Here is a 26728-nt window from a genome sequence, read left to right on the forward strand (position 1 = left end):
AACAAAAATGAATAATCTAATTCTGCATCACATACACTATTTAAAGAAAAGCATGCTGTTTTTATGCCTGCTGTTTCTAAATTTTTTATCTCTGCATGCACAGGAAAACGTAAAGAGAAAACAGCTTTTTGACGATGATTGGAGATTTTTTTTAGGAGAGAAAACTAAAGCGTCATCTGATAATTTCAATGATAAAGATTGGCGAAAGCTTGATCTGCCTCATGATTGGAGCATTGAAGGTAAAGTTCATCCAAAAAACACTACTGGCGCAGGAGGAGGATATTTTCCGGCAGGAGTCGCTTGGTACAGAAAAACTTTTACGGTGCCTGACAGCTGGAAGACCAAAAAAACAGCGATTTATTTTGAAGGGGTTTATATGAATTCCGAAGTGTTTATTAATGGCAAGTCGCTTGGGGTTTATCCGTACGGATATTCCCCTTTCAGCTATGATCTTTCTCCGCATCTCAAATATGGAGAACAGAATGTGATTGCGGTGCGAGTAGATAATTCGCAGCAGATGAACAGCCGCTGGTATAGCGGATCGGGAATCTATAGGCACGTCTGGCTAATTCATACTGATCCAGTCCATATAGCACAATGGGGAACAGGAATCAGCACTTTCGAGATTTCTCCCAAAAAAGCCACAGTCCGTGTGGAAACCAAAGTGATCAATGAAACCGAATCGTTACAGGAAATTACCGTTACAGCATTAATCCAAAATCCGAATTCCAATACCGCAGGAGGTCATGAAACAAAAGTGGCGCTTTCTCCAAAGAGCGAAAAAGTCGTGACTCAGCTTATAAAAGTTAGCAATCCGGCACTTTGGAGCCCGCTGCAGCCTTTTTTGTATAAAGCTTTAATAAAGGTTTCAAAACAGAAGAAAATCCTTGATGAGAGTATTGTCGATTTTGGAATCCGCTCTCTTAAATTTACAGTTGAGAATGGATTTCAGCTCAACGGAAAAACAATTAAGCTCAACGGAGGGTGCGTGCATCACGACAACGGTTCTCTGGGTGCCGCTGCTTTTGACCGTGCAGAACAGCGCAAAGTGGAGCTTTTAAAAGCCAGCGGATTCAATGCTGTAAGAACTTCTCATAATCCACCTTCAGAAGCCTTTTTAGACGCTTGCGACAGATTAGGTTTGCTGGTTATGGACGAATCTTTTGACTGCTGGAAGATTGGGAAAAATAAATATGACTATTCAAACTATTTCAATGCTTGGTGGAAACGCGATTTGCAGGCCATGGTGCTCCGCGACCGCAATCATCCGAGTATTTTTATGTGGAGCATTGGAAATGAAATACCAGAAAGGGAAGATCCTGATGCAGTGAATACGGCCAAAATGCTTTCTGAAGAAATAAAGAAAATCGATACAAGCCGTCCGATAACATCGGCTATTGTTAATGGCGGTAAAAATTGGGATATATTCGATCCTTTGATGGCTCAGCATGATGTTGCGGGATACAACTACAGCTTAGATAAAGCGCCGCAAGATCATATAAGAGTGCCTTCTCGAGTTATAGTTCAAACAGAATCGTATCCTAAAGATGCTTTTAAAAACTGGGAATTCGTGCAGAAAAACAAGTACATCATTGGAGATTTTGTATGGACAGCCATGGATTATCTGGGAGAATCTGGAATAGGACGCTACTATTATTCTGGAGAGGTGCCTGGAGAGCATTGGGAAAATGATTTTTTTCCATGGCATGGCGCTTACTGCGGAGATATAGATCTTATAGGTTGGAGAAAACCTATTGCACATTATAGAGGCATGCTTTATAATGATAAAGAAAAACTCTATATGGCTGTTCGAGAGCCGGCACCTGAACCTCTTGAAATCAAACAGACCTGGTGGTCGGTATATCCGACTTGGGAAAGCTGGACATGGCCGGAATATATTGGTAAAAATGTTGAGGTCGAAGTGTATTCAAAATACCCGAAGGTTAGACTGTATCTTAATGGCCAGCTTTTAGGAGAGAAGGAAACAGGAGAGAAGCAAGAATTTAAAACTGTTTTTGTCGTACCTTACGCATCAGGAACCTTGAAAGCGGTTGGTTTAGCAAATGAAGAAGAACAGGAATCCGTTACGCTGAAGACTGCAGGTGAGGCGGTGCAGATTAAATTGGCAGCCGACCGAAAGGAGATCAAAGCCGACGGGCAAGATTTAACTTATATTGCAGTTGAACTACTGGATCGGGAAGGAGTTTTGAATCCTAATGCAGATGGACGCCTTACTTTTAAAATTCAGGGGCCTGGATCTATCCAAGCAATCGATAACGCGAATCTAAAGGATTTTGAACCCTATCAATTTCTTACTCGAAAAGCTTGGCACGGAAGAGCATTGGCAATTGTAAGAAGCACACATGAAAAAGGGGAAATCAAACTAACGGTTTCAGGAGATGGATTACAACCGCAGACCTTTACTATTACATCAAATAATTAAAAGAATATGATATCAGCAGCAAGGCAAAGCCTTTTTTTAATCCTTTTTTTATGTTCATCCTGTATAGACGCCCAAAAGATCAGTTCTCCTGATGGACGCATGCAGGTTATTTTAAACCTGCCAGATAAAAACAAGCCTGATGGTGTTTCTTATAAAGTTTTATACCAAAGCGAAACGACCCTTTCTGAAGTGGTGCGCGAATCAAAATTAGGCATCACACGAGAGGATCAGCAGTTTGTGGGGAATCTATTGTTTGTTGGGCAATCCGAATCTGTTTCGGTGAAAGATACGTACGACATGATTTGTGGCAAGCGCAAGCATTGCGAAAATACAGCGGTTGAAAAAACATTTCATTTTAAAAACACAAACAATCAGACTTTAGATATCATTTTCAGGGTTTATAACAACGGAGTAGCCTTTCGTTATGTATTTCCTGATGCTTCCGATTCTAAACTTAGCATTACTGGAGAAGCTACGACATACAGCCTGCCGAAAAAAGCAGACCGATGGATGCAGCCATACGATCCTTCTTACGAAAGATTTTTTCCTTATAGCACAGGCGAATCAGCAACAGATAAGGCACAGCAATATGGATTTCCAGCATTGTACAAACTTCAAGACCAACCAGTTTGGGCACTGGTTTCTGAAGCTGATATCAGCAAGGATAACTGCGCTGCCAGATTAACGAGCACTTCAGATGCTGATGAATATCAAATCACATATCCTTCTGCTGCGCAATCAGAACAGCCGTGGCATTCCCAATGGCATACCGTAGTAATTGGAAAACTTTCTGATATCGTGGCTTCTACTCTTATTACAGATGTAAGTGCACCTAGCCGCGTGAAAGATACCCAATGGATTAAGCCTGGTGCCGTTTCGTGGATTTACTGGGCCAACAACCGAGGGTCTAAGGATTTTCAGATTGTGAAGGATTATATCGATTTGGCTGTTGAGATGAACTGGCCATACGTGCTCATTGACTGGGAATGGGATGTAATGGCAAATGGCGGCAGTATTATCGATGCGGTAAACTATGCCAAAAGCAAATCAATAAAGCCTATGATATGGTACAATTCTGGCACAAGCTGGATGGAACCTACACCAAACGATCGTTTGCAAACAGCTGAAAAACGAGCTAAAGAATTTTCTTGGCTAAATAAGATTGGAGTGTATGGCATTAAAGTCGACTTTTTTGCAGGCGATCAGCAAGAAATGATGCAGTATTATATCGCTATTTTAGAGGATGCCGCTAAATATCATCTGATGGTAAATTTTCATGGTGCTACTGTTCCTCGAGGCTGGGCAAGAACCTATCCGAATCTGATGTCCACCGAGGCAGTTTATGGAGCAGAATGGTACAACAATACGGCTGAACTTACAGATAAAGCGGCTGTACACAATACCACGCTCCCTTTTACTCGAAATGTAGTAGGCTCGATGGATTACACTCCTGTTACTTTTTCCAATTCTCAGCATCCGCATATTACTTCTTATGGCCACGAATTGGCTTTGGCAGTCGTTTTTGAATCAGGCCTGCAGCATTTTGCCGATAGGCCATCGGCATACAGATCATTGCCTGAACCGGCCAAAGAATTTCTGAAAAAAGTGCCGGTAAGTTGGGACGATACGCAATTAATTGACGGCTATCCCGGAGAAAAAGTTATTATCGCCCGTAAAAAGGCAAATAAATGGTACATTGGAGGCTTAAACGGTAAAGATCAGACTCAGACTTTAACTGTAACATTTGATTTCCTTGGCAAAGGAACTTATAGTTTTGAACTTATAAAAGACGGTAAAGACGATAAATCTTTTTCTTCTGAAATAATAAAGGTAAAAAAAGGCAGTGTATTAAAAATTGAGTGCCTGCCAAGAGGAGGGTTTACAGGGGTAATAAAATAGTTAGAATATTGACAATTAAAATAAAAGCATTTTGAAAACAAAAGGAATTAGAACCGCATTGCTTATTTTTCTGATGGTTGCAGGAAAGACATTTGGACAAAGTAAAACCATTAATCTATGGGATAAGAAAGCGCCAGGCGCTATAGCTAATGCCGGTTATAAAGAGACCAATTCAGACGATAGCTGGATGCAGCGTGTCACAAATCCGAGATTGGACGTGTATCCTGCTCCTGCAGAAAAAGCAACAGGTACAGCTGTCATTATCTGTCCTGGCGGAGGTTACTCGGGAATGGCTATCGGGCATGAGGGAAAACAGGTTGCAGAATGGCTCAATAGTCTTGGAATTACGGCTTTTGTACTAAAATACAGATTGCCAGATACTGCTATAATGACTGATAAATCGGTTGGTCCTATGCAAGACGGACAGCGTACTATCCGTTTGGTTAGAAGCAGGGCCAAAGAGTGGGGAATCGATCCCAAAAAGATTGGCATTATGGGGTTTTCTGCTGGTGGGCATTTGGCATCTACTCTTTCTACGCATTTTAATGCAAAAGTATATGATGATGCAGATGCGACTAGTGCGCGTCCAGATTTTTCATTGCTGATATATCCTGTAATATCAATGCGTGAAGATATCACACATATGGGATCGAGAATTAATCTTTTGGGTGAAAAACCATTAGCGGAGCAGGTTAATAATTTTTCAAATGAGCTGCAAGTCAATAGTGAAACTCCGACAGCATTTTTAGTGCATTCGATGGATGATGGTGCTGTACCCGTAGAAAGCAGTATCGAATATGCTTTAGCGCTAAAGAAAAATAAAATTCCTTGCGAACTCCATATCTACGAAAAAGGAGGTCACGGCTACGGACTTGGCAAATCGGGCAGCACAGAATCTGATTGGAGTCTGGCATGCGGCAGATGGCTTAAAGCAAAAGGCTTGATCAATTAAAAGAACCTAACCCGTTGGTATAAAAATTTTAAACACATAGGAACATAGATTTTATGTTTTTTAAAGTCTCCAAAAGAGAAATTTATTTCTTTCACATAGCTACTATGTGCATTTAAACTAGTGAAACGCCTTTTTTAAGCTTTTCTGAATCTATGTTTCTATGTGTTAAAATTAAATTTGGAGTAATTGCACCCAATGGGCAAGAACCTATATTTAATTTCTCAGCCACTGTCTGTTTGCGGAAGCAGATCTTTTTGGAAAACCAATCAATTCATCTTTATATGGTCTAAAATATAGATGATTACAACAATTATTGCCCTTTTTTAATACAAAGCGTACCGTAGTTAGCTATTTTTTCTTGTCAAATTTGCCCGTTGAAAAAACTTCGAAGCTATAATTCAAATTACCAATATGAATTAGTGCAGCGAGATGTCAAAAATAGTTTTCCAAAAGAGATGACGCTTACTCGAACGTTTTTAAGTTTTTTCAAAGCGCACTAAAAAACATTTACTTACTAACTAGAATAACCACACATCAAATGAACAGGACTTTATTACAGGCAATTATTTTTATATTTTTATCAGCAAGCGGATCGGCGCAAGTGCTTCATCTCAAATCTCCCAACGGAAAGATTGAGATGGAATTAGAAAACGGCACCAAAATCCGATGGTCTGTAAAACATAACAATACAGAAGTCGTTGCTCCTTCTGCTATTTCACTAACCTTGGGCAGCGGAGAGGTTTTAGGAAACAATGCCAAAATTGCAAGTACTAAAAATTCGGCTTCCAACACCATTTTTGAAACGCCTGTTTATAAAAAGAAAACGGTTGTCGACCAATACAATCAGCTGATTGTGAATTTTAAAGGGAATTTTGGCCTGATACTAAGAGCCTATAATGATGGTGTAGCGTATCGTTTTTTTACAAATAAGAATAAAAAAATTACCATTGTATCTGAAGAAGCCAGTTTTAACTTCAGTCAAGACCATAAAGCTTTTGTGCCCTATGTTCGCGATATAAGAGAAAAAGACATGTACACTTCTGCTTTTGAAGCGCTTTATGATGAAATTCCGCTTTCTAAATTTGTCAAAGATTCATTGGCTATTTCTCCGCTTCTTGTTGATTTAGGAAATGGAAAAAAAGCATCTATTATTGAGGCTGAACTCCAAGATTATCCTGGGATGTTCTTAACACGCAATAATGAGGCACAATATGGCCTGAAGGGAATATTTGCCCGTTATCCAAAAAAAGAACGTTTAGGAGGCTATAATAAAATGAACTACATGGTCTCTGAGAGAGAAAACTACATTGCGGAAACAAATGGCAGCAGAAGTTTTCCTTGGAGGGCAGTCATAATAAGCGAAAACGACAGCGAGCTTTTGAATAATGATATGGTTCAGAAACTTTCTTCGCCTTCACAAATTTCCGATATAAGCTGGATAAAGCCTGGTAAAGTTGCTTGGGACTGGTGGAATGATTGGAATATATCGAAAGTAGATTTTAAGGCAGGAATCAATACGCAGACTTATAAATATTATATTGATTTTGCCTCTAAAAACAATATTGAATATGTGGTGATAGACGAGGGATGGAGTGAAGAAACCGATATCTTGAAGATCTCGCCTGCTATGGGCATTAAGGAGCTTATCGAATACGGTAAGAAAAAAAATGTCGGAATCATCCTTTGGGCTTCATGGTATGCCATAAATCAGGTTTTAGATGATGCATTTGCGAAGTATTCGAATATGGGAGTGAAAGGCTTTAAAATAGATTTCATAGACCGTGACGATCAAAAAATGGTTAACTCTCTTTATAATATTGCCAATAAAGCAGCTTCTTACAAACTTCTTATTGATTATCACGGAATGTATAAGCCAACGGGCATTCAAAGAACCTATCCTAATATTGTGAATTTTGAAGGCGTTAAAGGATTGGAAAATGCCAAATGGACACCACATGATGACATGCCGCATTATGAAACAAGCATACCTTTTATAAGAATGCTGGCCGGGCCTATGGATTATACGCCGGGAGCAATGCGCAATGCTACAAAAGCAGATTTTCGTCCAAGCAATTCGCTGCCTATGAGCCAAGGCACAAGATGCCATCAGTTGGGAATGTATGTTCTTTATGAAGCGCCGTTGCAAATGATGGCAGATAGTCCAACAGCTTATATGAAAGAGCAGGAAAGCACCACATTTATATCTCAAATTCCAACCACTTTTGATGAAACTGTTGCGTTGGATGGAAAAGTGGGCCAATATGCGGCCATTGCCAGAAAAAAAGGCAATACATGGTTTGTAGGCGGATTAACCAATTGGTCGGCTAGAGAAATAGAGATCGATTTATCTTTCCTTGGAAAAGGAAGCTTTACAGCAGAAATTTTTAAAGACGGATTGAATGCTGAAAAAGATCCTACAGATTATAAGCGCGAAATAATTAAAGTGACCAATGCCAGCAAACTGAAAGTGCAAATGGCACCTGGAGGTGGTTTTGCGATTATAATTAACCCAGAAAAATAGTTAAAATATCTCGGAATGAATCTCTTGCTTATTGAGGCAAGTATTGTTCTGTAACCTGATAATGAATTAGAAAGTATACCATAATGAAAAAAAGATATATCACTGTACTGCTATTATTATATTTTTTCCTCTCACCATTTTTTGGATGGGCGCAAAAGGCTCTTTATTTAGATCAAAGCCAACCGATCGAAGTTCGTGTAAAGGATGCCTTATCGCGAATGACGGTAGAAGAAAAAGTGGCACTTTGCCATGCGCAGTCAAAGTTCAGCTCTAAAGGAGTTCCGCGTCTGGGCATACCAGATGTATGGTCATCAGATGGATCGCACGGAGTAAGCGATGAAAAATTGTGGGATGAGTGGAACTCGGCACAATGGACCAGTGATTCCTGCACTGCTTTTCCTGCTTTAACCTGCCTGGCGGCAACATTCAACCCAAAGATAGCACAGCTTTACGGCACATCTATTGGAGAAGAAGCCCGATACCGAAACAAAACCATGCTGTTAGGGCCTGGCGTCAATATTTACCGTACGCCACTTAATGGGCGAAATTTCGAATACATGGGCGAAGATCCTTTTTTGGCTTCGCGAATGGTGGTTCCATACGTGCAAGGCGTACAGTCTAATGGAGTGGCGGCATGCGTGAAACATTTCGCCCTGAACAATCAGGAAATTGCTCGTGGTGAAATTAATGTCAATGTAAGCGATCGCGCCTTGCATGAGATTTATTTTCCAGCCTTCAAAGCAGCAGTTCAGGAAGGAAACGTATGGTCTATCATGGGAGCATACAACAAAATATGGGGTGTACATTGCTGCCACAACGACATCTTGCTCAACCAAATCTTAAAAATCGATTGGAAATTTGATGGTGTAGTGGTTAGCGATTGGGGAGGTGTCCATAATACGGATGAAGCGGTCAATGGCGGACTTGATATTGAAATGGGCACTTATACAAACGGATTGACCACGCAAGGCCATTTTCCTTTTTCGAGCTATTATTTAGCCGATCCTCTTTTAAAGGGAATTAAATCGGGCCAATACGAAATGTCAAAACTTGACGATAAAGCAAGCCGAATTCTCCGAATGATTTTCCGCACCACTATGAGCGCCAAGCGTCCTTATGGCCGTTTTGTTTCTCCAGAACATAGCGATGCAGCTAGAAAAATAGCACAGGAAGGAATCGTACTGCTTAAAAATGAGAAACAGTTTTTGCCTATTCCACAAGGCAGATATAAAAAAATTGCTGTGATAGGTGAAAATGCCGTGAAAAGCCTGATTGTTGGCGGAGGTTCTACGTCATTGAAAGCGGCTTACGAAATTTCTCCTTTGCAGGGATTAAAAAATAAATACGGCGAAAATAATATTGTTTACAGTATGGGATATGCTTCGGGACGACCGCTTTATGGCGCCGAAGAACCCTCTAAATTAAACCTTGATTCTTTGCAAAATGCCGCAATTGAAACTGCCCGCCATGCAGATATAGTGCTTTTTGTTGGAGGGTTGAATAAAAATTATTTTCAAGATTGCGAAAGCGGAGACCGTAAATCACTGAGTCTGCCGTTTGGTCAAGATAAGCTTATTGAAGAAATTCAGAAAGTGAATCATAACGTTGCAGTTGTTTTATTAAGCGGAAATGCGGTTTTGATGCCTTGGCTTAATAAGGCAAAAGCCGTTGTGCAAGGATGGTATCTTGGCTCGGAAGCAGGAAATGCTTTGGCCGATATTATTTCGGGCGAAGCAAACCCATCAGGAAAGCTCCCTATTTCATTTCCTAAAAAACTGGAAGACGTAGGGGCACATTCTTTTGACCAGCTTTGTTATCCAGGTGATGGAAATAATGTCTATCATAAAGAAGACATCTTAGTAGGATACCGCTGGTACGATACTAAAAAAATCCCTGTGCTTTTCCCTTTCGGATATGGATTGAGCTACACCACATTCCAGTACGGAAAGCCAGCTGTTTCATCAAAAACGATTACAACTGCTGACTCTTTAGAGGTAACCGTTTCCATAAAAAACACAGGAAAAGTGGCAGGAAAAGAAGTTGTGCAGCTTTATGTTAATGACGAAACATCGAGCCTGCCTCGTCCTACTAAAGAATTAAAAGGATTTGAAAAAATTTCGCTTGAGCCGGGAGAAGAAAAAACAGTGCGTTTTACTTTAACAAAAAAAGATCTTTCTTATTACGACGACACTAAAAAAGAATGGATTGCAGAACCAGGCAAATTCAGAATAATGATTGGAGCTTCGGCTACTGATATTAGAGGTGTGGCAGATTTTAATTTAAAATAAAGCATTGCAATAATTTACAATTATGAAAAGAATAATTTTCCTTTTAATTACTATAGTCGGATGCTGCCATTTTTTGAATGCGCAAGGATACAAGAATCCAGTTATTTCTGGATTTCATCCCGATCCGAGCGTTTGCAGAGTAGGAGATGACTATTATCTGGTGACTTCCAGCTTTGAGTACTTTCCGGGAGTTCCTGTTTTTCACAGTAAAGATTTAATCAATTGGACCAAAATTGGACATTGCCTTACGCGTGCTTCTCAGCTCAAATTAGACAAATGCGCTCCTTCAGCTGGGATTTATGCTCCAACAATCCGTTATCATGAAGGCCGTTTTTATATGGTCACGACCAATGTATCGGGCGGAGGAAATTTTTATGTGCATACCGATAATCCTGCAGGAGAATGGTCAGAACCCGTTTTTGTAGATCAGGGCGGTATAGATCCTTCTTTATATTTCGAAGGGGACAAATCTTATTTTGTATCGAATCAGAATGGCATTACCATTTGCGAAATTGATATTAAAACAGGAAAAAAACTCACCAAAGGACAAACGGTGTGGAATGGAACAGGAGGACGTTATCCTGAAGCGCCTCACATTTATAAAAAAGACGGCTGGTATTACCTGCTTATTTCAGAAGGAGGCACAGAATACGGCCATAAAATAACCATAGCGCGAAGCAGGAACATTTATGGACCTTATGAATCCAATCCTGCCAATCCGATTCTGACGCATATTAACGAAATTGCTCAAAGCAATCCGATTCAAGGGACTGGGCATGGTGATTTTATTCAGGCGCATGATGGTTCTTGGTGGATTGTCTTTCTGGCTTTCCGTCCGCAAAGTCTGCTGCACCATGTTTTAGGCCGAGAAACTTTTTTGGCTCCTGTAAGATGGGATGCAGATGCTTGGCCCGTAATAAATGGCAATGGCACAGTAAATATAGATATGAATGTGCCTACTTTACCATTACAGGCTGTAAAACCTCATGATTTTTCTACGAGTTTTGATGAAATGAAGCTCGGTGTGGATTGGAATTATCTCAGAAATCCTTTCATGCCGCAATACTCGCTTACCGAAAAGAAAGGTTCATTGCGATTAAAAGCCACTTCGGTATCTTTAGACGATAATGATTCGCCAACCTTTGCAGGACGCAGACAGGAACACATTGATTTTTCAGCTTCCACCGTGATGTCATTGAATAATGCAAAAGCAAAAGATGAAGCTGGAATGACCATCTTCTATTCGAGTCAGGCTCATTATGATCTTTCTTTGAAAAAAACAGAAAAAGGCAAAAACAAACTAGTATTGCGTTATAAAATGGGCATATTGAATCATACCGCATCTGAAGTGGAAATTCCTGCCGATACAATTTATTTGAAAGTGGAAGGCAATAAGGATTTTTACAGCTTCTATTATTCTTTGGATGGAAAGGAATTTAAGTTTTTGGATAAAATCAATGTTTGGTATCTAAGCTCTGAGACAAATGGAGGTTTTACTGGCGTGTATGTTGGACTGTATGCCTCATCTCAAAATAAAAATACCAAAGCCTTTGCGGATTTTGACAGTTTCACATATAAACCCGGTAAAATGGAATAGAAAATGGATCGACTGCAAAAAATCTGCAAAGCACAGATAATAGCCGTTTTATTGGCAGTTTTTTTAGCCAGCACGACAAATGCCCAAACAGCAATGGCCAATGCTGCATCTAGAAACTCAACAAGTTTGAATGGGAAATGGAAAGTGCTGTCTGATCCGGGAGCTGCTGGCGACTGGAAGAAAGTTTGGATAGAGCCAAAACCGCAGAAGAAAACAGATTTTTTTGAATATTCATTTGACGGTGCGCCAGAATTGAATGTTCCGGGCGACTTCAATTCGCAATTATGCGAGCTTGCTTTTTATGAAGGTGCTGTCTGGTACAAAAAAACGGTTACTCTTAAAAAGAAAAATTCAAGACAGTTTCTGTACTTTGGAGCTATAAATTATAGCGCCGATGTGTATTTTAATGAAGAAAAACTGGGAAGCCATGAAGGAGGCTTCACTCCGTTCCAATTTGAAATTACAGACAAAATAGAGGATGGCGAAAATACCATAATTGTAAAAGCAGACAATAGGCGTTTAGAGAACGGAATTCCCGGTTTAGGATATGACTGGCTGAATTATGGAGGAATTACTCGCGAGGTGAAAATTATTGAAACCCCAAAAACATACATTGAGGATTATTCCATCCAGCTAGAAAAAGGCAGTCTGAGCAATGTGCTGGGATGGATTCGATTAAACGGCGAGAATTTGAGCCAGAAAATTATAGTTAAAATACCAGAATTAAATATTGTTTATCAGACAAAGACCAATAGCAATGGTTATGCAAAGCTTGAATTTTCGTCCAAGTTCCAGCTATGGTCGCCTCAAAATTCTAAACGATACCATGTAATTGTGGAATGCGACACGGATTCCATTGCTGATGAAATCGGCTTTAGAAGCATTGAGACCAAAGGGAGTGAAATTCTGCTTAATAAAAAACCTCTTTTCATTAAGGCCATAAACATTCATGAAGAAAACCCGATGAAAAAATCTAGAGCATTTTCATTGGATGATGACAGGCTATTGCTTAATTCTGCCAAAGAGCTAGGATGTAATTTAGTGAGATTGGCACACTATCCGCACAATGAAGACATGATTAAAGAAGCTGAAAAAATGGGTCTGATGGTGTGGAGCGAGCTTCCGATCTATCAGAATGTTAAGTTTTCCGATAGTTTGGTTCCCAAAAAAATGCGGCATATGCTGCAAGAAATGATTGCTAGAGACAAAAACCGATGTGCAGTCGTAGTCTGGAGCCTTTCGAACGAAACATATCCGGGCACTCCAAATAGAGATAAAGCGCTTATTGATTTAACAAAAGAATGTAAAGCGATCGATTCTACAAGATTGGTTACCCATGTTATCAATACGCAAGGTTATGCCAATAATGCATTTCATGTTTGGGATCCGCTTTATAATTATTCTGATTTAATTGCTCTTAATGAGTATATAGGCTGGTATATTCCTTGGCAAGGAAAACCTTCAGAAGTGAAGTGGAAAATAGATTTCTCTAATAAACCCGTATTTATTTCTGAATTTGGAGCAGAGGCATTATATGGAACCAGAAATGTTCCTGCAGATCAAGCTGCCTACTGGTCTGAGGAATATCAGGAGCAGGTTTATAAAAATCAGATTGAAATGTTTAAGACTATTCCAAATTTAAGAGGCGTCTGCCCATGGCTACTGTATGATTACAGATCATTGGGAAGAATGCACCCCGTGTATCAGAAGGGATATAATAGGAAAGGATTGATCTCTGAAAATGGAGAAAAGAAAAAAGCTTGGCACATTATAAATAACTATTACAAAGAAGATAAAAAATGAAAAACAAACCATTTTTAATGGCTATGCTGGCCTTGTTCTGCTGGTCTATAGGACACTCCCAAACAGAAAATGCTGCAGATAAAAAATTAAACCTGCAGCCCATAGTATTCAATGCCGACGACAAACCGGCATTTGAAGATCCGCCACAAGGATTTAGGGACAAGCACGCGGAATTAGCTTCGGGAAAACTTACTGTGGTCCAGTACAATTCCAAAACATTGGGCACGCGCCGCGAAATGGCAGTTTACACCCCTGCAGGTTATGCAGCTGATAAAAAATACCCGGTGCTTTATCTGCTCCATGGCCTTAATTCAGATAAAGGGCAATGGACGGATTGGATTCGTGCCCAGGATGTTATAGATAATTTAATCCGTGACGGAAAAATCAAACCAATGCTGGTGGTTTTTCCCAACTGCAACTCAAGTGTCACTGTTGAAAATCCGACTCCTGACCAAGAGAAGGAGAAAGAAATGGGATATAAAAGTTATGGAGTATCTTTTGAGAAAGATCTGCTGAAGGATATCATTCCGTATATTGAATCAAATTATGCTGTATACCGAAATCGAGAGCAGCGAGCTTTAGCAGGTTTGTCTATGGGAGGCGGGCAATCTCTAAACATTGGCCTTTCCAATATCGATACTTTTGCTTTTATTGGAGGTTTTTCATCAGCTCCCAATACAAATGAAGTCGGGGGACTTTCGACTCTTAAGCTTGTGCCAGACGTAAAAGCAGCAAGAAAAAATCTTAAAGTATTGTGGGTTTCTTGCGGCAGTAAAGACTGGCTTTTCAATGTGAGCCAGCGCATTCATGGCTGCTTAAAAGCAAATCAAGTGCCTCATGTGTGGCATGTAGATGGCAATGCGCACGATGATGTAGAATGGGCCAACAATCTGTATCTTTTCTCGCAGCATATTTTTAAATAAATATTCTTTTAAGCAGTTTATAGTAGTTTTTTGAAGCACTTTTAAATAAAACGAATATAGGCTGAGAAAATAAAAAAAGCAGCCTTAATGATGATATTAAAGACTGCTTTTTTATTGCGTTGTTTTTATAGTTTTTTGTGAAGTTTTAAATACTCAGAAGGAGATAAACCAAATTCTTCACGGAAATATTTTGAGAATCTTTTCGGCGAATTAAATCCAACTTCGTAGGCTATTTGCGAAACCTGCAGCTGGCTTTTATCTAAAAGCTGTCGTCCTCTTTTCAATCGGATTGTACGGATGAATTCGGCAGGGCCTTTGCCTGTTATAAACATTAGTTTTTTATACAGATGCCCTCGGCTCAAACCTAAAGTGTCTCCAAGATTTTCTACAGAAAATTCAGTATCGCTAATATGCTGTTCGACCGCTTTTATCGCTTTTTCGATAAAAATTTCATCTAGAGAGGTAATGGTAATCTCCTGCGGATTAACGTCTATTTTTTGTTTAAATGCGGCATGGCTCTTTTTGGTCCATTCTATAAATTTATTAATTCGAAGTTTGAGAATATGGATATTAAATGGTTTGGTGATATAATCGTCCGCTCCATATTTTAGCCCGTCTATATGATATTCCTCAGCAGTGCGCGCAGTGAGCAGAATTACAGGAATATGTGACCAGTAGATATTGGTTTTGACCAATTTGCAAAGCTCAATGCCATCCATTATAGGCATCATTACATCACTTACAATAACTGTAATATTGTGTTTTTGCAGCAGTTCAATAGCCTCTTGTCCATTATGGGCCGTCAGCACCGTAAAGTCATCTTTTAGGTTGTCTTCTATAAATTCGCACAGGTCTTTATTGTCATCCACAAAAAGAACGAGCTGCTGGGCAGGACTTTCTGTTTTTTCTTCTTCTTCTTCTTCTTCTTCTTCTTCAATGGTTATAATATCTGCTTGAGCAGGATTAAGCATCAAATTCTTTTCAGAGCTTTCTCTAATTGGGATTTTAAAGGTAAATGCACACCCATGTGGAATATTATCTTCAATGGTTATGGTGCCGCCATGAAGCTGTATGTATTCATTTGCAATATGCAGTCCAAGACCGCTGCCGGTTTCATTCTGGCTCTGTTCTCCTTGATAAAATCTATCAAATACAAGCGGTTTATCCTTATCGTTGATTCCCGAGCCAGTGTCGAGAACTTTGACGCAGACTTGAGTATCGTTGCGGCTAATTTTTACCTGAATTTTTCCTCCATCGGGAGTATATTTAAAAGCATTCGAAAGCAGATTGGCAAGTGTTTTTTGTATCTTATCCTTGTCAAATTCCATAAGCAGGCTGTCTATTTCGCTTTCAAAAGATAATTGGATATTGCGTTCAGCGGCATACACATTAAACGAACTGCAGATATCCTCGGCGAAACTTACAAACTCTGATGCCTTTAAGTTTAAGCTGACGATTCCTGCATCTAATTTGCGAAAATCTAGCAGAGAATTGATTAAGGAAAGAAGCTGCTGCGCATTTTTATGGATGACATTTATTTTCTTTCGCATAACCTCATCCATAGAATCATTCAAGAGCACTTGCAGAGGCGTTATGATAAGGGTTAGGGGAGTTCTCAGATCATGGCTTATGTTGGTGAAAAAGTTCAGCTTCATTTCGTTAATCTGCCATTCCTTCTCACGATTCATTTTCTCGCGCTGTTCCTCTAATTTTAAATGATGGCGGATTTTTGATCTGCGCACGGTATACCATATTAGGGCCGCGATCGTTAGCCCATAAAAAAGATACGCCCAGATAGTTAAATAAAAAGGAGGCAGTACACTTAATGCCAATACTTTGATATTATCGTTCCAACCCGAAGCATTATCATATGCTTTTACCAAAAGTTTGTAATTGCCGGCTGGCAAGGCAGAAATTGCAATTTTATTGTCCTGAATAGGAATCCATTCCGTATTAAAACCTTCAATCTTGTAAAAATACTTGACCTTATCGGCATTTAATAAATCAGTACTCGTAAACTTAAGAGTAATAAGCCTGTCATCGTGCCTTAAAGTAAGTTTGGAAAGCAGTTCTGTCGAATGCTGCAGCAATTTATGTCCATTATAGACAGAATCCACCTCTATAGTCTGATTTCCAAGAGTTAGCCCTGTAAAAATAATTTTTGAAACCGGCCTATTTTCTTTTAGCAGCTTGTTTGGATTGATTATGGTATATCCGTCCAGATTGCCAAGCAAAATATCACCGTTTCTTAATTGCAGTATAGAGTGTTTGTTAAAATAATTATCCATCAGTCCATCCCTAACCGAATAGTTTTTGCTGCTTATGGATAAATTATCATTGGCATCATAACTTACAGTTAAAATGGAAAGTCCATTAGGGGTAGTAACCCAGATGTTATTGCGGTTATCTTCCAATATGCCGCTTACAGAATTGTCGCAAAGGCCATTTGATTTGTTGAAGTAATAAATGGTATCTTTTTTCGGATCCCAGATATTCAGTCCATCATTATGGGCAATCCATAATATATTGTGTTTGTCTTTGTAGACCGTAGAAATCTGAAAGTGTTTGAATTTTTGCGTTCCTTTTTTATTGCCATACGATACGACTTTCTTATTATTGGTAATATCAATATTGAAAAGCCCGTAACCCGTACCCAGCAGAAGCTCATCGCCTGAATCGTAAAACATATCGAGCGCAAAGACTTGATCTTCAAATACAGAAATCACAGAATCAAAACTTGTGGCATCTGACGGAAGCTGCTGTATTTTTCCTCCCATAGACCCTATCCAGATATTTCCGTAACGGTCCTGTTTTAAGTTCCAGACATTGTTGTTGCTTAGTTTGCTGTTTTTCGTGGTATATTGGGTTATGGCGCCATTTTGCCAGCAAAACAGCCCATTTTGATAAGTGCCGATCCAAATGCGGTTTTTGCGATCTTCCAATAAACAGGTGATAGCTGCTTTGGGAAATGGAATTCGAGAAGTATTTCCTGATTTTTTATCTTTTTTAAAAAGTCCTTTCCCATCTGTTGCAATCCAGAGATCTTCGTTGTGATCCTCCATTATGGTGCTAATATCAGAGCATTCCGGGTGTTTGAAATTGATGAAATTTTTAAAGCTTTCATTAAAAAAAGAGAGCCCTTTTTTGCTGTGTCCAATCCAGATGGTCCTATCGTTGTCGCGATACATGCAGGTTATATTGTTGGATGGCAGAGAATTGTCTTTGTTTGAGTTTTGAACACAGTTTATTATGCTGTTTTTTGATTTGTCAAAAATAAAAAGCCCTTTATGGTCTGTTCCAATCCATATTTCGCCTGGCTTATTTTCGATAATGCTGCTAACGAAATTAATGTCGCTGTCTACACTGGATTTTAATGTTATAGAGCTCCATTTTTTCGTCTGATCATCGCGATAGAAAACTTCATTCGGACTATTGTTGAAATAAGTCCATAATCCGTTGTTGCTGTCCAGAAAAACGATATGCCATTCATCAGTTCCATTTCTTCTGCTTGAAACTGGGAGTGAAATGTTTTTAATATGACCTGTAGTACTGTTTAACTGCCAGCATTTTTGAGAATTTTCAATGCAATATACAGACTCGCCATTATCTGTTACACTAATAAAAAAAGGTTCTTCAATGCTTACGCCTGTAAAGATGGAAGTATGCCTTTTTTTTATGTCGTAGAAAGAAATATTTTTTTTATTGAAAACCCATAAATTCTTTTTTTTATCCACATAAATTTTACAGTTGCTGTCTGCGCGAATGTGCAGCTTGTTTAAAAGAAAACCGATGTCTGTAATAAAGCAGTCCTTATCTCTGTTATATATTGCATTATCATGTCCAAAATTGACCCATATATTGCCCATGCCGTCTTCTTGAAGGCCTAATATATCATTTGAAATTAGGCTGTTGGGCTTTTTAGAGTTGGTAGTGTAAACCTTGAATTCGTAGCCATCATATCTATTAAGTCCGGTTTCGGTGCCAATCCATAAAAAACCGTAACTGTCCCTTAGAAATGTCTTGACATTGGTGCTCGAAAACCCTTCGCTGGTTTTCAACTGATGAAAAATATAATTGGACTGCGCAAGAATGCTCTGGAACGAAATTATTCCAAAAACAGCAAGAAATAATAAGAGGGCTTTATGTTTTTTCATTCGGTCTAAATTAATCATTTATCTGCAGCTGCAGTATCAAAAGGACTGTTTTTATGTAAAATCACAGCCATTATTTCAATCACTATCGATTTTATTTTCTTTTAGAATCGATAGTGAAATTTGAAATATGCAATACGCTTGGCTTATTAAAGATATTTATTTTTCAAAGCTGTATTTAATGCCTTTTGAGATGGTATCCCAGTCATCTGTTCGAAAAGGAGCAGCAGGGAAATTTTCTGCATTGTATAAATTACAGTCGCTAGCATCGTCAGCCCAGCCGTAGCGGACAGCTTCAGGATTTTGTACCTGATCGCTCCAGACCAAAAGCTGACTGCCTTTTATTTGGGCTTTGGCGTAATGAAAAACATGATCAGATCCTGCAACTTCAAATCCTTTTACATATTGGTATTTATCATGAACAGTTAAACCGCTTTCGGCATTGTCAAATGTTAAGAGAATTTGGTTGCCTTTTGTTTCCATAGACTTGTATGCTGGTCCGCTGAAAACATTTCCTTTTTCATACACTTTATTTAAGGCAATGGCCGCCAGTCTATATCCTACCTCTTGTTTATTTTTTGGATGAATATCTTTTGGATCTCCAATATCTGCAGTAACACACATGCCAGTATTGGCAACATTGTTAAGGGTGAAAGCTTGCGCTTCTCTTAATTCTGCCCAATAACTGCCAACGCTGCTGTTTCCTCCAAACTCATTAAAAGAAGACAGCTGGACAAAAAAGAAAGGAAAATCACCTTGATTCCATTTTGTTCTCCAGTCATTGATTAGTAACGGAAAAGCTTTTTTATATTGTTCGGCGCGTGTAGCATTTGCCTCGCCTTGATACCAAAGCACACCCTGAAAAGAATAGGGAACCAAAGGATTGATCATGGCATTGTAAAGAAGAGAGGGATAGCTGTTTGGAGAAAGGTCTGTTTTGATTTCTGTAACCTGAAATTTCCATTTTCCTGCAAGTGGCACAATTGTCGTGCCTACAGTTAATTTTAAATCAGCTTCATCGCCAAAAATGCCGCCCCCTCCGCTGTAATCCGTTACTCGCACTGCAACCGTGTTAATGCCTTCTTTAAGCGTTCCAGAAGGTATTTTGTATATTCTTTTTTTGTCCCATTGGGTATTTTTCCCCACTTCAATTCCATTTACATAAGAAAGATCTTCATCATCTATTTTGCCTAGCTCCAGTAAAGCTTCTTTACTGGCATCTTCTTTTGAAATTATAAAAGACTTGCGCATCCAAACCGTGCCGTCTAAACTGCCTAATTGCTGGTTCCACAATTGCGGGGCATGTACTTCTGGCCATGCGCTATCGTCAAAACTTGCTGTTTTGTACTGGCTTTCAGAGTTTGAAGTTATTTTAGATTTTTGAAGAGCTTCAATTTTTGCTGTAAGCGCATCGAGTTTATTTTTTAGAAATGAATCCATTGTGCCTTTTGGAAGATCGGCAATCATGCTGCTGAACTCAGGGCTTTTTTCAAAAGCTTCTTTGCTGGTCCAGGTTTCTGAGCACGTGCCTCCCCAAGAAGCATTTATTATTCCAATCGGGATCTTTAATTCATTGTACACTTTTTTTGCAAAAAAATAGCCCACTGCTGTAAAGGCGCCCGTATTTTTTTTGCTGCTTTCTTTCCAGCTGCCAGCTTTGATCTCCTCTTTAGGTGTCGAATTTAAATCTTTGTCCACTAAAAATTGTCGTATCCAAGGATTATCTGCTTGACTGATTTCATAATCAGCATTCTGAGCTTGGCCAACGGTCCATTCCATATTAGACTGTCCGCTGCAGATCCAAACTTCTCCGACTAGAACATTCTCAATGGTAATGCTGTTCTTTCCTTTAATCGTCATTTTAAAAGGCCCGCCTGCCTTTTCAGGCTTTAAGTATAAAAGCCATTTTCCATTTTTGTCTGCTTTGGTTCTTTGGATCTGTTTATTAAAAGCGACTTCAATTTTTTCTCCTGAATCGGCCCAGCCCCAAACAGAAATGGGTTTATTGCGCTGTAAGACCATTCCGTCGCTAAAAAGCAGCGGCATTTTTACATTAGCATTTGCGCATAAACTCAGCGCAAAAAGCAAAGTGATTAATTTTTTTTTCATTTTGGTTGGTTTAAATTTATAGTTAGCATTAAATCTGCGGCAAGAGCTGCAGGGATGTTCAAAGATTGCAATTGTTTAAAAAAAATTATTGCTGCCAAACTGTTACACCGCCTGGGGGCAAAGTTTTGCCGCCAATTATTATATTTGCCGTACTGGATATTTTTTCTATCTGATAATCTTCTGAGGAATAATTTACCGCGATCCAAAAACCGTCACGCCAATTGATGTAAACACCTTTAGGATATTGTTCAACAGTAATTCCAGCCTGCTTGTATACATGCTGCAGAACGTCTTTTTCAAGTTGGGCATCATCTGTATCAGTGCCAATATAAGTAACGGTTCCTTTTCCTATTTTGTTGGTTACTGCAGATGCTGTACCTGCGTAGAATTGATTGGTATATTTAGCAAGCACATTTTCAGGTTTATTGGCTTTTACTAGATCTGCCCAGCTATTCCAGTAATACTCCTTTCCGAAACATTGGATTGTGCCTTTTGCGTAGGGTAGAAGATGGTCAAAATCTTCAATTTTGGCATCTATTAGGTCGTATATCGGATTTCCCCACCCTTGGAATAAATGTCCGTTTTTGTCCTTAACGGCGGTGCGCACCGTTAAGATTAAATGCCCGCCTTGTTTTACATACTCTGTCCATTTATTGATAAGTTTCTCGTCTGCCAGCTCATAAGCAGGGGCAATCACCACCTTATAAGAATCTAATGGCTCGTTTTCGTAGATTATTTCTGCCGGCGCGCCGCATGATTTTACGATTTCCAAATATTTCTGGAAAAAAGCTAGGGTATTCCATTGGCTTGTCTGCCCTTGGCGTCCCATGCTCCATAAATTGTCATAATTCCATAATAAGGCAGTTTTTCGAGCCTGTATTTCTTTAGGCATTTCTGTCTTAGGATTATAAGCTTTTCTCAATGATTTCATTTCCTGCATGGTCTGCTGGTAATCTTTTCCTCCCTGCGATAAGGTGGTTCCATCAAGTTTGGTAATCCCGCTGTGGTATTGTTCAGCGCCATAATTTATTTGGCGGTAACGATAGGAGCACGCAAAGGACATTCCTTCAGCCATACAATGATAAAGCCACATGCGCACCGCTCCAGGCTGAAGCAAAGGATTAACATTTCCCCAGTTGACAAAACCAGGCTGGAGTTCCATTATGCCAGAAATGTTGTCTTTAGTTTTGAAAAAACTCAGCGCAAAAGAAAGTTCCCCTGGATCGCCAAGACGAAAACCCTTTTCTCCTATATTAGGAACTCCTTTATTCGGATAACTGGTAAAAGCATTAAAATCGAGTTTTTTTGTTCTTCTTGGATCTGCTGATGGAGTAGTAGCGGTATAATTTGTTGTTACAAATTGATTTTTAGCAATTAAAGGCCTGATAATGTCTGCCTGAAAATCTAAAAAATCGGCCTGCGTATCGGCAGTATATCGTTTAAAGTCCAGCAAGGCATGCGGATTGATTCCCCACCATCCAACAAGATTTGCATTTGGAATTTTAATCTGGCCAAAACTGCTGTAAGTCTGGCTCCAAAAGGCAGTTCCCCATGCAGTATTCAAAGCGCTTATGGTGCGGTATTTACTTTCCAACCAATTGCGGAAAGCATCTTGTGAGGAAGGGCTATAGTCTTCTTTGGCTTCCGGTTCGTTGTCGAGCTGCCATCCTATTACATTTGGATTATGGCCATAGCGTGCCGCCAATTTACTAATGATGTTTTTAGAAAAATTTCTCCATACGGGATTGCTCAAAGACTGCTGTGCTCTTGTGCCATGCTCAGCCCTTTGATAATGGCTGTCCATCAAATAGATTTCAGGATATTTAATGCCCATCCAGATAGGAGAAATTGCTGTAGGGGTGCCTAGAATAACCTTTAATTTGTATTTTCCGGCAAGATTTATCACTTCATCAAGCCATTCAAATTGGTAGTTTCCTTCTTCGGGTTCCATCTCTATCCAAGCGAATTCCGCAATATGGATAAACTCAAAACCAATCTTAGAAATGTTGCTGATATCTCTTTCCCAGTCTTTTTTATTCCAATGTTCTGGGTAATAATAAATTCCCATTGCCATCAGATTTTCTTTAGGAAAGAAAATTGGGGACTTTTGTGCCATTATGCCTGCTGAAGACAGCAGCAATAAATAAATGATATATTTTTTTACTTTCATGGATCTATATTTTTCTCACTTGCATTGAGACCTGCATTAAGTTGTCTTAATGCAGGTGTTCGATGTGATTGTTTTAGAATAATTAAATTTTAATGGCTTGAAGCATTCCGTTATAATGGATTTCTTTTCCAGAAGCATCAGAAAGGAATGCTTTCGGATTAGATGGATCGACAGCGATGATTTTAAATTTTCGGTCTTTTAGCATGCCTTTAAAATCTCCTTTGCGCTCGCCAATGGTTAAAGTTTCGTTTTTTTGATCATAATTGAAGCTTATCGTGGCATAATTGCCTTTTTCGTAATTGTAGTTAACACCTTCATCTTCATACAAGGTAAAGCTTCCGTCGCGGCCTTTATAAACATACAGCACCATATTATCAGCAGGTTTCTGATCGGTGTATTGGATTTCAGGGCCAAAGGGAACTATAGCGCCTTCAGGAATAAAGAGGGGAATGCGTCCATAAGGAGCGTCAGCCTGTAGAGTCTGCCCTCCTGACACATGCTTGCCCGTATAAAAATCATACCAGTTTGTGCCAGCAGGAAGATATACTTCTCTTTTTCTGGCTCCATATTGGTAAACAGGGCACACCATAAAAGAAGACCCAAACATGAATTGGCTGCTGATGTTAACGACATTTTTATCGTTTTGAAAATCCATCACCAAAGGGCGCATAATGGTATAATCGTTAAAATGCGTCATACCGGCCATAGTATAGATGTATGGCATTAGTCTGTAACGCAAACGGTCATAAAATACAATTGATTCGTAGGCAGGATGGCCTTCAGGAGCGATGTTCCAAGGTTCGCGATATGGAAATTGCCCATGAGAACGGTATAAAGGAGCAAATGCCCCAAACTGATGCCAGCGCGTGTTTAATTCGCGCCATTCTTTGCTGTCAGAGTTTTCATTTCCACTTTTGTCGTAGTACTGCTGTGCGCTCACATAGCGGTCTTCAACGCAAAACCCTCCTATATCCATCGTCCAGTACGGAATACCGCTTGCGGCAAAATTAAGGCCTGCCGAAATCTGCGCTTTCAAATCTTCCCATCTCGTTGCAATATCTCCGCTCCAGGTTGCTGTTGAGTAACGCTGCAGTCCGGCGAAACCTGACCTAGTTAAAAGAAATACACGTTTATTAGGATCTACAGCCCTTTGTCCGTCATATATTGCTTCGGCGTTCATTAGGGCATAAGTGTTGAAATACTCTGTCGAAGGCCCTAAAGCGGTTGGTCCCTGCAATTTTTTGCGGTACTCCATATCTGTGCAGTCCAATACGTTAGGTTCGCTAGCATCCATCCACCATGCATCAACTCCTATAGGATATAAATTCTCATAAATCTGCTTCCAAAACAGTTTGCGCGCACCGCTTGCATAAGCGTCATAAAATGAGCCTACATAACCTGGGCCAACCCAGTCGCGTACATTGTCTTTAATGGCCTGCTGATACATCCATCCTTTTTGGTCGAATTCTTTAAAGTGGTCTGTGGTTTTATAAAATTTAGGCCAGACGGAGATCATCATTTTGGCATTCATCGAATGGATGGAGTCTGTCATGGCTTTTGGATCAGGAAAACGCTTAGGATCAAATTTGTGGCTTCCCCATGCATCATCTTCCCAATAATTCCAGTCTAAAACTATATTATCAATTGGAATCTGGCGCGTTCTGAATTCTTTTAAATTGCTTAAGATTTCATCTTGGGTTTTGTATCGCTCGCGGCTCTGCCAATAGCCCATTGCCCATTTGGGCATAATTTGGGATTTTCCCGTCAAGGTTCTATATCCCTTAATTATGCTGTCCATGGAATTGCCATGAATAAAGTAGTAATCGATTTTTTTGTTCATTTCGCTCCACCAGACCTGGCTGTTTTTTTCCTCAGCCAATTGAGGCGTTCTTACCCTTAATCCGCAATAGGATGTTGAACCGTCCGGTTTCCATTCTATTCTTAAAGCAGTGCGCTTGTCTGCTTTCAGATTCATAGAGAATTTGTAGCTGTTAGGATTCCAAGCTGTTCTCCATCGCTCAGGAACCACTAATTGATTGTCTAGATAGACTTTTACATATCCGGAATAATATAAAGTAAATTTATACTCTCCGTCTTGCGGCGCTTCGATTTCCCCTTCATAAGCAACAGCAGCATTCTTTAAAGGCAGATCTTTTGGCAGATTTTTAATGCTTTTAACGTCTTCAAAAAAAATAGACTGCTCTTGACGGATGAGTGGTGCATTTTTCTTCTCTGGCGTGATGTAGGTTCCCGTTAAGAAGCCTGGTTCGCCATTTTTTCCATATAATTTGAAAACCTTGTTTAGCTGCTCATAAGGACGGCTGTCTCCAAATCGGCTTAAGGAATAGCTGTCCCATAAAAGGCCATAGTTTTTATTTGATACAATAAAAGGAACCGATACCTTGGTATTGTATTGGAAAAGCTCTTCGCTTTTATCTTTGTAATTGAATTCATCCGACTGATGCTGTCCCAGCCCATAAAACGCTTCATCTTTAGGCGATTCAAATATCTGTCGCACCGTATAGCCTTTTGTCTGATCAGCCTCTATAGGAAGAAAAGTCCTCCCGCCGCCTGCTTTTTCAGCCAGCAGCATTTTGCCGTTTTTATCTTTAAACTTGATTCCTCCATCTTTTGCCGAAACCATTACATTTAAAGTCTTGGTTGCGAGTTTAATGGAGTCTTTTAATTGACTGATTTTGAAGGGGACAGTTTGCTGGCCGGGAACAATAATCAGGCTGGAATCTTTCACAGATTCTTTGGCTGACGCAGCAACATGTATCAGATCATTGCCTAAAACCTGCAGACGCAGTGTGCGCAATTGGTTTTCTGCGTTTGGTTTCAAGTCTATAAACACACTGTCATTTGTTTTGGTGTAATTTTTAACAGCGCACGATGCCAAGAGCAATCCGGCGGAAAGACCTAAAGCGATTGTGTTTTTTTTCATGTTTTTTGGTTAAGAATAGTTTATATGATAATTAGCAGTTTTTGCGATTTATGTTTTCCCCGATCTAGAAGTTACTATATTCAGTCGAGCTAAATTTCAAATGGGTTCCAAACGATGGCAAGCTGTAAAAGTCAAATGGCAATCTGCATTTTTTGGTGACTGCATGAGGCTCATTCAAGTTGTATTGGCAGCTGATAATGCTGGGGTGTAAAAATATCTTTTAATGTAAAAGGACAGGGGGCGTAAATGTGTTATTTGAGAGGCTCTTATGTATTATCAGGTTTTTGGATGCTGTAAAAGGGGTCAGAATGTATTTTATGGCTGGCGGAAATGTATTATTGCTTTTGAGCATTCAAAGTAAAGAGTACATTAGCATCTGTGAAGTTTCAGAGCTGGAGCACCGAACAGCCTACTTGAGGATTATGAAGAAGAAGCAGCTGTTCAGAATCATCTTGAAATCAAAAATAAACTGACTAACCAACCTCTATAATTATGAATATAAAATTTAGCATATGTTTATTGCTTGTAAGTTTCTTTAAACTAAACGCCCAATCGGTGGTAAAAAGTCCGGACGGAAAACTTGCGGTTTCGGTTTCTGTAAACAAGGGAATACCCCAGTATAGCGTAACATTCAATGAAAAAACGTTTATAGAAAAATCGCCATTAGGCTTAAAGACAAATGCGGGAGATTTCAGTTCTGGACTGGCTTTGCAGGCAAATAGCATCCAAAACAAAATCGACGAATCGTATCAGCTGCGCAACATCAAAAAAAGCAGCGTGCATTACACGGCCAACGAAGCTGTTTTTTCGTTCACAAAAGAAGGCAGAGCGGCTCTTGATGTGATTTTTAGGGTGAGCAATAATAATCTGGCGTTCAAATATAAAGTCTATCCGCAGAAGGAAACGCTTTCGTGCGTGGTTCAGGAAG

At 39.6% G+C, this 26728-nt stretch carries 13 protein-coding genes; 9 read left to right on the forward strand and 4 right to left on the reverse strand.

All coding sequences use genetic code 11. From position 1 onward, the window contains the following. The first annotated feature begins 7 nt into the window (after positions 1 to 7). The 8 genes from NU08_RS21140 (at position 8) to NU08_RS21175 (ending at position 14426) form a co-directional block, all read left to right on the forward strand. Positions 8 to 2443: a sugar-binding domain-containing protein gene (locus NU08_RS21140; protein ID WP_129749026.1), complete on the forward strand. Its 2436-nt coding sequence runs from the start codon at positions 8 to 10 to the stop codon at positions 2441 to 2443. A 6-nt stretch (positions 2444 to 2449) separates the two neighbouring features. Then, complete coding sequence (locus NU08_RS21145) at positions 2450 to 4342, forward strand: glycoside hydrolase family 97 protein (RefSeq protein WP_129749027.1); 1893 nt, start codon at positions 2450 to 2452, stop codon at positions 4340 to 4342. 31 nt (positions 4343 to 4373) lie between these two features. After that, positions 4374 to 5294, forward strand: a complete 921-nt coding sequence (locus tag NU08_RS21150; RefSeq protein ID WP_242502621.1) for an alpha/beta hydrolase — start codon at positions 4374 to 4376, stop codon at positions 5292 to 5294. Positions 5295 to 5832: 538 nt separating this feature from the next. Then, positions 5833 to 7815 (forward strand): glycoside hydrolase family 97 protein, encoded by a 1983-nt coding sequence (locus NU08_RS21155; RefSeq protein WP_129749028.1) that lies wholly within the window; start codon positions 5833 to 5835, stop codon positions 7813 to 7815. 83 nt (positions 7816 to 7898) lie between these two features. Further along, positions 7899 to 10103, forward strand: coding sequence for a beta-glucosidase family protein (locus NU08_RS21160; RefSeq protein ID WP_129749029.1), 2205 nt, complete (start codon positions 7899 to 7901; stop codon positions 10101 to 10103). A 22-nt stretch (positions 10104 to 10125) separates the two neighbouring features. Then, on the forward strand, positions 10126 to 11700 hold the full coding sequence (locus tag NU08_RS21165; RefSeq protein WP_129749030.1) for a glycoside hydrolase family 43 protein: 1575 nt from the start codon (positions 10126 to 10128) through the stop codon (positions 11698 to 11700). A gap of 3 nt (positions 11701 to 11703) precedes the next feature. Then, complete coding sequence (locus tag NU08_RS21170) at positions 11704 to 13503, forward strand: glycoside hydrolase family 2 protein (RefSeq protein WP_242502622.1); 1800 nt, start codon at positions 11704 to 11706, stop codon at positions 13501 to 13503. Beyond that, complete coding sequence (locus NU08_RS21175) at positions 13500 to 14426, forward strand: alpha/beta hydrolase (RefSeq protein WP_207214088.1); 927 nt, start codon at positions 13500 to 13502, stop codon at positions 14424 to 14426. The genes NU08_RS21170 and NU08_RS21175 overlap by 4 nt, the downstream gene beginning before the upstream one ends. Positions 14427 to 14551: 125 nt before the next feature. Here the strand turns inward: NU08_RS21175 and NU08_RS21180 are convergent, their stop codons facing one another. The 4 genes from NU08_RS21180 to NU08_RS21195 all read right to left on the reverse strand — a co-directional run bounded on the left by NU08_RS21180 (position 14552) and on the right by NU08_RS21195 (position 25800). Continuing rightward, positions 14552 to 18580, reverse strand: coding sequence for a hybrid sensor histidine kinase/response regulator transcription factor (locus NU08_RS21180; RefSeq protein ID WP_129749031.1), 4029 nt, complete (start codon positions 18578 to 18580; stop codon positions 14552 to 14554). 156 nt (positions 18581 to 18736) lie between these two features. Continuing rightward, positions 18737 to 20686 carry a sialate O-acetylesterase gene (locus tag NU08_RS21185; protein ID WP_129749032.1) on the reverse strand — a complete coding sequence of 650 codons (1950 nt, stop codon included), beginning with the start codon at positions 20684 to 20686 and terminating at the stop codon, positions 18737 to 18739. 85 nt (positions 20687 to 20771) lie between these two features. After that, a complete protein-coding gene (locus tag NU08_RS21190; protein WP_129749033.1) occupies positions 20772 to 22856 on the reverse strand; it encodes a beta-galactosidase in 2085 nt (694 codons plus the stop codon). Between the two features lie 82 nt (positions 22857 to 22938). Then, complete coding sequence (locus NU08_RS21195; protein WP_129749034.1) at positions 22939 to 25800, reverse strand: TIM-barrel domain-containing protein; 2862 nt, start codon at positions 25798 to 25800, stop codon at positions 22939 to 22941. A gap of 492 nt (positions 25801 to 26292) precedes the next feature. On the opposite strand from NU08_RS21195, the gene NU08_RS21200 reads away from it, so the two are divergent. Continuing rightward, a partial coding sequence (locus NU08_RS21200; RefSeq protein WP_207214089.1) for a glycoside hydrolase family 97 N-terminal domain-containing protein occupies positions 26293 to 26728 on the forward strand: 436 nt, incomplete at its 3' end.

The sequence above is a fragment of the Flavobacterium anhuiense genome (genome assembly GCF_004151235.1).
Lineage (GTDB): Bacteria > Bacteroidota > Bacteroidia > Flavobacteriales > Flavobacteriaceae > Flavobacterium > Flavobacterium anhuiense_A.